Origin of the sequence: Pseudomonas sp. WP18 (assembly GCF_036689585.1) — a bacterium.
Lineage (GTDB): Bacteria > Pseudomonadota > Gammaproteobacteria > Pseudomonadales > Pseudomonadaceae > Aquipseudomonas > Aquipseudomonas chlororaphis_E.
This window is the reverse complement of the sequence record NZ_CP144758.1, coordinates 425252-436927: the sequence shown is the minus strand read 5'-3', so window position 1 is coordinate 436927 and position 11676 is coordinate 425252. Positions and strand designations below refer to the sequence as shown.

The following is an 11676-nucleotide window of genomic DNA, read 5'->3' as shown; positions in this document are numbered from 1 at the left end:
AGATGTTTCAAACGCTTTCAGACCTGTAACAGGAACGTTACCGGACCATCGTTGACCAGATGGACCTGCATGTCGGCGCCGAATCTACCTGATGCCACAGTGCCATGCACCTGTTTCGCCTGCGTGACCAGATACTTGAACAGTGCTTCCCCCTGGGCGGGAGGCGCGGCCGTCGAGAAGCTCGGGCGCAAACCGCTCTTGGTGTCCGCCGCCAGCGTGAACTGCGACACCAGCAGCAAACCACCTCCCACGTCGGCCAAGGACAGGTTCATCTTGCCGTCGGCGTCACTGAACACCCGATAGTTAAGCAGCTTATGCAGCAGTTTGTCGGCACTGGCCTGGGTATCTTCAGGCTCGACCGCCACCAGCACGAGCAAGCCTTGGTCCACGGCACCTACCACCTCGCCGGCGACTTCGACCCGAGCGCCGCGAACCCGTTGCAACAGCCCCTTCATGCTTCTTCGGGCGGCAGGTCGAGCAGGCGCCGGGCCATCTGCCCGGCGGCGCGCACCAGCGCATCGGTAATGCCCGGCTCCGAAGCGGCGTGCCCGGCATCGCGGATCACCTGCAGTTCGCTGTTGGGCCAGTTCTGGTGCAGTTCCCAGGCGTTGTCCAGCGGGCAGATGACGTCGTAGCGACCGTGCACGATCACGCCCGGCAAATGCGCGATCTTGCCCATGTCGCGGATCAACTGGTTGGGCTCCAGGAAGGCGTTGTTGGTGAAGTAGTGGCATTCGATCCGGGCGATCGACAGCGCGCGTTGCGGCTCGGAGAAGCGATCGACCACCAACGGGTTCGGGCGCAGGGTCGCGGTACGACCCTCCCAGATGGACCAGGCCTTGGCGGCGTGCATCTGGGCGATCTGGTCGTTACCGGTCAGGCGCTTGTGGAAGGCGCCCAGCAGGTCGTCGCGCTCGTCCAGCGGGATCGGCGCGATGTAGTCCTGCCAGTAGTCGGGGAACAGGCGACTGGCACCGGCCTGGTAGAACCACTCGATTTCCTGCGGGCGGCACAGGAAGATCCCACGCAGGATCAGGCCATGGACCCGCTCCGGATGCGTCTGGGCGTAGGCCAGGGCCAGCGTCGAGCCCCAGGAGCCGCCGAACAGCACCCACTTCTCGATGCCCAGGTGCTTGCGAATGCGCTCGAGGTCTTCGACCAGGTCCCAGGTGGTGTTGTTTTCCAAGCTGGCATGGGGCGTGGAGCGCCCGCAGCCACGCTGGTCGAAGGTGACGATGCGGTACAGGTTCGGGTCGAAATAGCGACGACTCTGGGCATCGCAGCCGGCACCCGGGCCACCGTGAATGAACACCACCGGCAGGCCTTCGGCAGAGCCGCTTTCATCGACATAGAGCGTGTGGGTTTCATCGACAGCCAGATCGTGCCGGGCATGGGGTTTGATCTGCGGGTACAAAGTCTGCATTGCGCGCTCCGTAAGGGGTCGAGTCATCCCTGTGGGGACTTCTATTTAGTCTGCCGTCCGGCATCATAAACCCGAATGACCTTAATGAGCATGCCCCCTGCCCCAAACAATAGAGAACCTTGTGGCGAGGGGATTCATCCCCGCTGGGTCGCGAAGCGGCCCCGACAATGCACGAGCCGCACCCACCATTTGGGACTGCTGCGCAGTCCAACGGGGATGAATCCCCTCGCCACACAGGCAGCGCGATAACCTTTATTTTTTATAAGTCTCCCGCCCCCAAGCCAGTAGGCCCTCGAGCAACTCCCGGATGACCACCCGGGTCGGCGCCGCGAGGTCGGCCCGATAGCTGAACGGCTCGAACTCTTCCATGTAGGTGCTCTGGCACAGTTCCAGTTGCACGGCGTGGATGTTTTCGGCCGGGTTACCGTAGTGCCGGGTGATGTGCCCGCCCTTGAAGCGCCCGTTGAGCACGTGGGTGAACGCGTCATGACGAGCGCAGATGGCTTCGAGCTGGCTGGCCAGCCTCGGGTCGCAACTGGCGCCGTTGAAGGTGCCGAGGTTGAAGTCCGGCAGCTTGCCGTCGAACAGGTGCGGGATCACCGAGCGGATCGAGTGGGCGTCGAACAGCAACGCGTAGCCGAACTCGGCCTTGAGCCGCGCCAGCTCCTGTTGCAAGGCCTGGTGATAAGGCATCCAGACCTGCTCCAGGTACCGGGCCCGCTCCTCGGCGGACGGTTCCTGCCCTTCACGGAACAACGGCACGCCATCGAACAGCGTCGCCGGGTACAGCCCCGTGGTGGCGCCAACGTACATCGGCTTGTCGTCGGCGGGACGGTTCAGGTCGATGACAAAACGCGAATACTCGCCAGCCAGGGTGCTGGCGCCCAGTTCGGCGGCAAAGTCGTAGAGCCTGGGGATGTGCCAGTCGGTGTCCGGCAGGCTCCGGGCCTCGGCGATCAACCCGGCCTCCACCGCCGGCGTCAGGCGCAAGCCCGCGTGGGGCATGCTGATCAACAGCGGCACGCGCCCCTGGGTGAAATTCAGGACCTTTTCCACAAGCGTTCTCCTCAATCGATTTCAACGCCGTGACGCACGACGCGTTTTTCCAGTTCGCCCCCGAGCCAGTACGACAGGTCGGCCGGGCGATCGATGTGCCAGGCGACGAAGTCGGCCACCTTGCCGGCTTCCAGCGAACCGTGGGTCCGGGCCATGCCCAAGGCCTGGGCGGCGTGAATCGTCACGCCGGCCAGGGCTTCTTCCGGGGTCATCCGAAAGCAGGTGCAGGCCATGTTCAACATCAGGCGCACCGACAGCGCCGGCGAGGTGCCAGGGTTGAGATCGCTGGCCACGGCGATCTTCACGCCGTGCCGGCGCAGGGCATCCATCGGCGGCAGTTGGGTTTCACGCAGGAAATAGAACGCCCCCGGCAACAACACCGCTACCGTGCCGGATTCGGCCATGGCGATGGCGTCGTCCTCGGTCATGAACTCCAGGTGATCGGCCGACAGCGCCTGGTAACGGGCCGCCAGGCTCGAACCGTGCAACGACGACAACTGCTCGGCATGCAGCTTCACCGGCAGCCCCAGTTGTTGCGCGGTAATGAACACCCGCTCTACCTGCGCCGGGGAAAACGCCAGGTACTCGCAAAAGGCATCCACCGCATCCACCAGCCCCTCGGCCGCCAGGGCCGGGAGCATGACGGTGCAGATGTGCTCGATGTAGTCATCGGCGCGATCTTTGTATTCCGGTGGCAAGGCATGGGCCGCCAGGCAGGTGCTGCGCACGCTCACCGGCAACTCGGCGCCCAGGCGACGAATGACCCGCAGGATCTTGCGCTCGCTGGCCAGGTCCAGGCCGTAACCGGACTTGATTTCCACCGTGGTCACGCCGTCGCGCAGCAGGCTCTTCAGGCGCTTGGCGGCGCTGGCGAACAGTTCCTCTTCGCTGGCGGCGCGGGTCGCGCGCACGGTGCTGGCGATGCCACCACCGGCCGCGGCGATGTCGGCGTAGCTGACCCCTTGCAGGCGCTGCTCGAACTCACCGCTGCGGTTGCCGCCGAACACCGTGTGGGTGTGGCAGTCGATCAGTCCCGGCGTGACCCAGGCGCCCTTGAGGTCGTTGACCGCCGGATAGTCGCCGGCCGGCAGTTCTGCGCGCGGGCCGATCCAATGAATGTGTTCGCCCTGGGTGACGATGGCGGCGTCTTCGATGATCGCGTAGACGCCCTGGGCCATGGTCGCGGCGTGGCAGTTTTGCCAGAGGGTTTTCATCCCGGTTTCCTCGAATTATTCAAGATCGATTCGCGAGCAGGCTCGCTCCCACAAGGACTGCACAGAACCTGTGGGAGCGGGCTTGCTCGCGAAGACGGCGGCACATTCGACATTGATGCAAGCTGATCCTGCGCTTTCGCGAGCAAGCCCGCTCCCACAGGTATCGAGTAGGATCAACATCATGTGTGCTTGCTCGCGATGGTGTCCTTACAGGCTCGGCAACAACTGCGCCGTGACCAACTCGTTCAGGCAACGACTCGCCAACAGTTCACTGGCGGCATTGATGTCCGGCGCAAAGAACCGGTCCTTCTCATAAAACGGCACTTCTGCACGCAGCAGGCCACGGGCCTGCTCCAGCTTCGGCGAGGTCTTCAGGCCGCCGCGCAGGTCCAGGCCCTGGCACGCCGCCAGCCATTCCACCGCGAGAATCCCGCGGGTGTTCTCAGCCATCTCCCAAAGACGCTTGCCAGCGGCCGGGGCCATGGAAACGTGGTCTTCCTGGTTGGCCGAGGTCGGCAGGCTGTCCACCGAATGAGGATGGGACAGCGCCTTGTTCTCGCTCGCCAGGGCCGCCGCGGTGACCTGGGCAATCATGAAGCCGGAGTTGACCCCGCCATTGCCCACCAGGAACGGCGGCAACTGCGACATGTGCTTGTCCATCATCAGCGAAATGCGGCGCTCGCTGAGCGAGCCGATTTCCGCGATCGCCAGGGCCATGTTGTCGGCGGCCATGGCCACCGGTTCGGCGTGGAAGTTGCCGCCGGAAATCACGTCACCTTCGGCGGCGAACACCAGCGGGTTGTCCGACACGGCGTTGGCTTCGATCACCAGCACCTCGGCGGCCTGGCGGAACTGGGTCAGGCACGCGCCCATCACTTGCGGTTGGCAGCGCAGGGAGTATGGGTCCTGGACCTTGTCGCAGTTCTGGTGCGAGGCGGAGATTTCGCTGCGCTCGCCCAGCAAGTCGCGGTAGGCCGCGGCGGCGTCGATCTGGCCTTTCTGGCCACGGGCGGCATGAATGCGGGCATCGAACGGCGAGCGCGAACCGAGCACCGCTTCCACGGTCAGGCTGCCCAGGGCCAGGGCGCCGGCGAACAGGTCTTCGCCTTCGAACAGGCCACGCAGGGCGAACGCGGTGGACACCTGAGTGCCATTGAGCAGCGCCAGGCCTTCTTTCGCGGCCAGGGTCAGCGGTGCGAGACCGGCAACTTTCAAGGCCTCGACGGCCGGCAGCCATTCGCCTTTATAACGGGCCTTACCTTCGCCCAGCAGCACCAGGGACATATGAGCCAGCGGCGCCAGGTCACCGGAAGCCCCGACCGAACCCTTGAGCGGGATGTGCGGATACACCTGGGCATTGACCAGCGCGATCAGCGCATCGATCACCTGCCGGCGAATGCCGGAAAAACCCCGGCTCAGGCTGTTGACCTTGAGCACCATGATCAACCGCACCAGCGCATCGCTGATCGGCTCGCCCACACCGGCGGCATGGGACAGCACCAGCGAGCGCTGCAGGTTTTCCAGATCTTCGCTGGCAATGCGGGTCGAGGCCAGCAGGCCGAAACCGGTGTTGATGCCGTAGGCGGTGCGGTTCTCGGCGAGGATCTGCTCCACGCACGCCACGCTGGCTTCGATTTGCGCCGAAGCACTGGCGTCGAGGCTCAGTGTCACCGGCTGCTGATAGATGTCACGCAATTGAGCCAGGCTCAGTTGGCCGGGGATCAAGTTCAACGCTGTCATTTCCTGCTCCTTTTGAGAGTTTTTATGTATCCGCCAGTCGCTCCGGAATGTTCCGTTATCCGTCACCTTCGCTTTGTGGGCGATGCCTTGTGGGCAAGAGGTGCCTTGGCACGCTGGCGGTTGTGTTCAATTCAGATTCGGTAACGCGTCATGCAGCACGTAGGGGTCCTTCAGCAACGCGGCGGCACTGGCGATGTCGGGCGCCAACCAGCGGTCCTGATCGTAGGGCGGAACCCGTTCACGCAGCAGTTGCCAGGCAACGCCGGTGCCGGCGCCGAAGCGTTGCCCCTTGAGAAATTCGAAGGCCTGGGCCGCCAGCAGGTACTCGATGGCAAGGATCTGGGTGCAGTTTTCCAATACGCCGTGCAGCTTCAAGGCCGCGTTGGTGCCCATGCTCAGGTGATCTTCCTGCAAACCCGAGGTCACGTAGTTATCGAGTACTGTCGGTTGCGCCAACTGACGGTTCTGCGCACACAAAGAGGCGGCGACGTACTGCACGATCATCATCCCCGAGTTCACGCCGGGGTTGGCCACCAGGAACGCCGGCAGGCCGCTGACGTGTGGGTTGATCAAGCGGTCGAGGCGGCGCTCGGCGATGGAGCCGATTTCCGCCATGGCAATCGCCAGCAGGTCCGCCGCCAAGGCCACCGATTGGCCGTGGGGGTTGGCCTGGGACATGACCCGGAAGTTTTCCGGCGTACCCAGCAACAGCGGGTTATCGGTGACCGCGTTGAGTTCGGTTTCGATCTGCTGCCGGGCATGCGCCAACTGGTCGCGAGCGGCCCCGTGCACCTGGGGGATCGAGCGGATGCTCAAGGCATCCTGGGTGCGAATGCCCAGGCTCGAGGCAATCACTTCGCTGCCGTCGAGCAAGGCGCGCAAATTGGCCCCGACCTGCTGCATGCCGGGGTGCGGCTTGAGGGCGATGATCTCGGCGTCGAACGCGGCAATCTGTCCGCGCTGGGCCTCGAAGCTCATGGCGCCGACGACATCGGCCCATTGCACCAGGCGCGTCGCATCGGCCAGGGCCAGGCAACTCAAGCCGGTCATGCATGGCGTGCCGTTGACCAGGCACAAACCGTCCTTGGCCCCCAGTTGCACCGGTTGCAGGCCTTCGGCAGCCAGGGCCTGTTGCGCCGGAACGATTTGCCCGCGGTAGCTGACCTGCCCAACACCCAGCAGGGCAATGCTGATGTGGGCCATGTGGGTCAGGTAACCCACCGACCCCTGAGACGGCACTTGCGGGGTGATGCCGCGATTGAGCAACGCCAGCAACGCTTCGACCACCCGGCGATGAATACCGGACTTGCCCTGGCTGTAGTTGAGGATGGCGGCGCAGAGAATCGCCCGCGCCTGCTCATCGGCCAGCGGCGCGCCGACGCCACAGGCATGGCTGAGCAAGGTGTTGCGCGACAGCTGGCTGAGTTGTTCGTCCTTGAGCGAGACATTGCACAAGGCCCCCAGGCCGGTGTTGACGCCATAGGCGCGCTCGCCGCTTTCGACGATGCGCTGCACGATGGCCTGGGCATTTTCGATCCGCGCCCAGGCCTGGGCCGACAGCTCGAGCGGAGCGCCGAAACGAGCGACGGCGACCACGTCCTGCCAACGCAGGGGGGCATCGGCGATGATGATTTTTTCAGCCTGGGACATCTAAAGCCTCATACACATAAAGTTGCCAATAACATTTGTGGCGAGGGGATTTATCCCCGCTGGGCTGCGTAGCAGCCCCAAACCAAGCAATGAAGTCAACCTGATACAACTGAGTTACAGATAGTCGGGGCTGCTACGCAGCCCAGCGGGGATAAATCCCCTCGCCACAACAACACCAACCTGCAAATCAGTGCACAGCCTCAAACCACCGCCGCCCGGCGCTGCACGAACCGATCGACATACTCATCCGCCGGCGAGTGCAGGATCTCTCGCGGCGTGCCGACCTGGATCAGCTTGCCGTCCTTGAGGATCGCGATGCGGTTGCCGATGCGCACGGCTTCGTCGAGGTCGTGGGTGATGAACACGATGGTCTTGTGCAGGGTCTTTTGCAGCTCCAGCAACTGGTCCTGCATTTCCGCGCGGATCAGCGGGTCAAGGGCGCTGAAGGCCTCGTCCATCAGGATAATGTCGGTGTCCGCCGCCAACGCTCGGGCCAGGCCCACGCGCTGGCGCATGCCGCCGGAGAGCTGGTGCGGGTATTTGTTCTCGTAGCCCTTCAGGCCCACGGTGTTGATCCAGTGCAGCGCCCGCTCGGTACAGACTTGCTTGCTTTCGCCGCGCACCTTCAAGCCGTAGGCGACGTTGTCCAGCACGCTCTTGTGGGGCAGCAGGCCGAAGCTCTGGAACACCATGCTGATCTTGTGCCGGCGAAATTCGCGCAGGGCGTCCATGTCCAGTTGCAGGATGTCCTCGCCGTCCACCAGGATCGCGCCGCTGGTGGGGTCGATCAGCCGGTTGAAATGGCGCACCAGGGTGGACTTGCCCGAGCCGGACAGGCCCATGATCACGAAGATTTCGCCGGTGCCGATGCTCAGCGACAGGTCGTTAACCCCGACCACGCAACCGGTTTCGGCCAGCACTTGGTCCTTGGTCTTGTTCTGGCGGATCAGGTCCAGGGCGTCCTTGGGGCGATTGCCGAAGATCTTGAAGACGTTCTTGACTTCGATTTTGCTGATGGCGGTGTTGTTCATTTGCTCACCTCATGCCGAGGGCGACCATAGGCCTGGGTAATGCGGTCGATGACCACGGCGAGAATCACGATGGCCAGGCCGGCTTCCAGGCCGCGTCCGACGTTGAGGGTCTGGATGCCCACCAGCACGTCTTCGCCCAAGCCACGGGCACCGATCATCGAGGCGATGACCACCATCGACAGGGCCATCATGGTGGTCTGGTTGATCCCGGCCATGATGCTCGGCAGGGCCAGGGGCAGTTGCACGCCGAACAGCTGTTGCCAGCGGTTGGCGCCGAAGGCATTGATGGCTTCCATCACTTCGCCGTCCACCTGGCGGATGCCCAGGTCTGTCAGGCGAATCAGGGGCGGCGCGGCATAGATCACCGTGGCGAAGATCGCCGGGACCTTGCCCAGGCCGAACAGCATCAACACCGGAATCAGGTACACGAAGCTGGGCATGGTCTGCATGATGTCCAGCAACGGCATCAGCACCGAGCGCAGGCGGTTGCTGCGCGCCGAGAGGATGCCCAGCGGAATGCCGATCAACACCGAGATCAGCGTCGCGACCAGCATCAACGCGAGGGTCTGCATCAGTTTGTCCCACAGGCCCACCGCGCCCACCAGGAACAACAGGCCGACGATCACCGCCGTGGCCACGACCTTGCGCGTGGCGTGCCAGGCAATGCCACCGACGATGGCCAGCATCATCCACCACGGCGCCAGGCGCAGCAGGCCTTCGAGGTTGACGATGGCCCACAGCAACGTGTCGGAGATGTGCCGGAACACATCGCCATAGTTGGTCACCAGCGAATCGACCCAACCGTTGACCCAGTCGGCGATGGAAAAGGTAAAGCTTTCGGGAAACATAAGAGACTCTCGATCAAAGGGATGCGGTGAACGTCCCGGCCAGCCCTATGGTTGGCCGGGAAGAATTCGACCTACAGAGCCGCGTCGATTTTCTTGGCAGCGTCTTCACTGACCCAGGCGTGCCAGACTTCAGGATGTTCCTTCAGGAAGATCTTCGCCAGTTTTGGCGACTCGATCCGCTCTTTGGCCATGCGCCCCAGGTTCTGGTTCAGGATATCGATGGGCAGGTTGACCTTTTCCAGTACCGCGACCAGTTCCGGTGCCTCGTCGTGGAACGTCTTGGACAGGCCGACCTTGATGCTCACGCTCTTGTCCACGCCCGGTTTTTCTTCCAGTTTTACCAGGTCCACCTGGCCCATCAGCGGCGTGGGCGACCAGTAGTAGAACAGGATCGGCTCGCCACGCTTGTAGCTCGACAGCACGGCGGCATCCAGCGCCGGGCCGGTACCAGGGCGGAAGTTGGTGTAGGTATTTTCCAGGCCATAGCTTTTCAGCATTTCGCTGTTGTCCAGCTCGCAGGTCCAACCGGCCGGGCAATTGTAGAAGCGGCCCTTGGACGGTTCTTCCGGGTCCTTGAACACGGCGGCGTACTGGCCCAGGTCGGCAATGTTCTTCAGGCCCGGTGCCTTGGCTTCGAGCTTGCGCTTGGCATCGCCTTCCACCACGTAGCGCGGCACGTACCAACCCTCGATGGCGCCCACCACCGGCGCCCCGACGCCGACCACCTTGCCGGCCTTCTCGGCCTTGTTCCAGACCTCGCTGCGGCCGACCCACTCTTCGGCAAACACCTGGATGTCGTTGCTGCTCAGGGCGTTTTCCATGGTGATGGAGTTACCCGGCAGGCTGTCGGTCTTGCAGCCGTAGCCTTTTTCCAACACCACTTGCAGGACGTCGGTCAGCAGCATGCCGCTTTCCCAGTTCAGGCCGGCGAACTTCACCGGTTTGCCCGACTCGCACCAACCCGCCGCTTGCGTGGCGCCGGCACTGGCCAGCAGGCCCATGGAAAGCAACGTGGTCAGCAGGGTCTTGTTCGATTTCATTGTGTGACGCTCCTAATCATTTGAGTTGGCTTACGGCAGTCAAGAGGCATCCAGCCCTGTCAACGTCCCATCAGGCCGCGTGAACGCGGCCCGCCCTGCTCGGTTGTGCGTCAACCGCGTCCTGCTCGACCGGCAGGATCAATTGATCGGGTACTGCGCTGTGCCACCGCTTGGCGAGGACGTAGTACAGCGCCGCCGGGACCACCAGGCCGATGATCCACGAGATGTCCACGCCCCCCATCGCGGCCACCAGCGGGCCGGTAAAGAACTTGGTAGAAATGAACGGCAACTGGACCAGTACACCCAAGGCATAGACGCTGATACCCAAGGCGTTCCAGCGACCGTAGCGACCGTTTGGATCAGCCAGCGCCGGCACGTCATAGCGCTCGCGCGTGATGCAGTAGTAGTCCACCAGGTTGATCGCGCTCCAAGGCGTGAAGAACGCCAGCAAGAACAGGATGAACGACTTGAAGGCACCCAGGAACGAGTGCTGGCCGAGCAACGCGATCAGGGTCGCGGCGCCGACGATGACCAGCACGAAAACCAGGCGCTGCAAGCGCGTTACGTTCAGGTGGCCACGAAAGCCGCTGATGATGGTCGCGATGCACATGAAGCTGCCGTAGGAGTTCAGCGTGGAAATGGTGACCTTGCCGAACGCGATGCTGAAGTACAGCAGCGCAGCCGTGGCGCCAGCACCGCCCAGGCCCACGATGTAGGCCACTTCGTGACCCGCGAACTGCCCGTTGGCCGAAGCGGCGGCAAACACGCCGAGGATCATCGCCACCTGCGCGCCGATGACCGAGCCGGCGCCCGCGGCGAAAAAGGTTTTCACCGAGGACGTCTTGCTCGGCAGGTAGCGCGAATAGTCGGCCACGTAGGGGCCGAAGGCGATCTGCCAGGACGCCGCGAGCGACACCGCCAGCAGGAAGCTGCTCCAGCTGAAATGACGGATTTGCAAGAGTGCACCCACGTCCACCTGGCTGATCAGGCGAGCGAACAGGTACACAAAGGCAATCACGCCAATCACGCTGGCGACACGGCCGATGAAATGGATCACCCGATAGCCCAGCACCGTGACCAGCACGATGACACTGGCGAAAATGAGGATGCCGACACTGTCGCTGACGCCAAACAACTGGCCCAGCGCCTGGCCGGACAGCACGGTTCCGGTTGCGGTGAAACCCAGGTACATCAGGCACACCAGCACGATCGGGATGGCAGCGCCATAGACGCCGAACTGCACCCGGCTGGAGATCATCTGCGGCAGGCCGAGCCTGGGACCTTGCGCGGCATGCAACGCCATGACGCCACCGCCCAGCAGTTGGCCGATCAGCAGCCCGATCAACGACCAGAACACATCACCGCCCAGCACCACCGCCAAGGCACCGGTGACAATCGCCGTGATTTGCAGGTTGGCCCCCATCCAGAGGGTGAACTGGCTCAACAATCGACCATGCCTCTCCGCTTCCGGGATGTAGTCGATCGAGCGTTTCTCGATCAACGGCTTGCTGCTTGCACCTGTGCTGCTGGTGGCCATGGTTCAACCTCTGTGGATTGTTCTGAGATCCTGTGGAGCCTGCTTCCTGTGGGAGCGAGTTTGCTCGCGATAGCGGTGTATCAGCCGATGCCGGTGTCGAATCTGATGACGCCTTCGCGAGCAAGCCCGCTCCCACA

General features: G+C 63.3%; 10 protein-coding genes and 1 pseudogene. All 11 read right to left on the bottom strand.

All coding sequences use genetic code 11. The features are described from left to right. Positions 1 to 17: 17 nt before the first annotated feature. A complete protein-coding gene (gene dtd, locus V5F23_RS01880; protein ID WP_047736147.1) occupies positions 18 to 455 on the bottom strand; it encodes a D-aminoacyl-tRNA deacylase in 438 nt (145 codons plus the stop codon). Continuing rightward, complete coding sequence (pip, locus tag V5F23_RS01875) at positions 452 to 1423, bottom strand: prolyl aminopeptidase (RefSeq protein ID WP_042732670.1); 972 nt, start codon at positions 1421 to 1423, stop codon at positions 452 to 454. The genes dtd and pip overlap by 4 nt, the downstream gene beginning before the upstream one ends. Positions 1424 to 1675: 252 nt before the next feature. After that, positions 1676 to 2479, bottom strand: coding sequence for an N-formylglutamate deformylase (hutG, locus tag V5F23_RS01870; protein ID WP_338474152.1), 804 nt, complete (start codon positions 2477 to 2479; stop codon positions 1676 to 1678). 11 nt (positions 2480 to 2490) lie between these two features. Then, complete coding sequence (hutI, locus tag V5F23_RS01865) at positions 2491 to 3693, bottom strand: imidazolonepropionase (protein ID WP_042732474.1); 1203 nt, start codon at positions 3691 to 3693, stop codon at positions 2491 to 2493. Between the two features lie 207 nt (positions 3694 to 3900). Then, positions 3901 to 5433 (bottom strand): histidine ammonia-lyase, encoded by a 1533-nt coding sequence (gene hutH, locus V5F23_RS01860; protein ID WP_042732475.1) that lies wholly within the window; start codon positions 5431 to 5433, stop codon positions 3901 to 3903. A gap of 126 nt (positions 5434 to 5559) precedes the next feature. Next, the gene (hutH, locus tag V5F23_RS01855) at positions 5560 to 7083 is read right to left on the bottom strand and encodes a histidine ammonia-lyase (protein WP_338497403.1); all 1524 of its coding nucleotides are present in this window, start codon (positions 7081 to 7083) and stop codon (positions 5560 to 5562) included. 200 nt (positions 7084 to 7283) lie between these two features. Further along, positions 7284 to 8114, bottom strand: coding sequence for a glycine betaine/L-proline ABC transporter ATP-binding protein (locus V5F23_RS01850; protein WP_052497403.1), 831 nt, complete (start codon positions 8112 to 8114; stop codon positions 7284 to 7286). Next, complete coding sequence (locus tag V5F23_RS01845; protein WP_042732197.1) at positions 8111 to 8962, bottom strand: proline/glycine betaine ABC transporter permease; 852 nt, start codon at positions 8960 to 8962, stop codon at positions 8111 to 8113. Before V5F23_RS01845 ends, V5F23_RS01850 begins: the two co-directional genes overlap by 4 nt. A gap of 71 nt (positions 8963 to 9033) precedes the next feature. Beyond that, the gene (locus tag V5F23_RS01840; protein ID WP_053148595.1) at positions 9034 to 10002 is read right to left on the bottom strand and encodes an ABC transporter substrate-binding protein; all 969 of its coding nucleotides are present in this window, start codon (positions 10000 to 10002) and stop codon (positions 9034 to 9036) included. A 70-nt stretch (positions 10003 to 10072) separates the two neighbouring features. Continuing rightward, positions 10073 to 11539: a cytosine permease gene (locus V5F23_RS01835; RefSeq protein ID WP_042732199.1), complete on the bottom strand. Its 1467-nt coding sequence runs from the start codon at positions 11537 to 11539 to the stop codon at positions 10073 to 10075. Between the two features lie 46 nt (positions 11540 to 11585). Then, a pseudogene (locus V5F23_RS01830) lies at positions 11586 to 11675 on the bottom strand (metal ABC transporter ATP-binding protein); the annotation flags it as partial. Between the last annotated feature and the right edge of the window lies 1 nt (position 11676).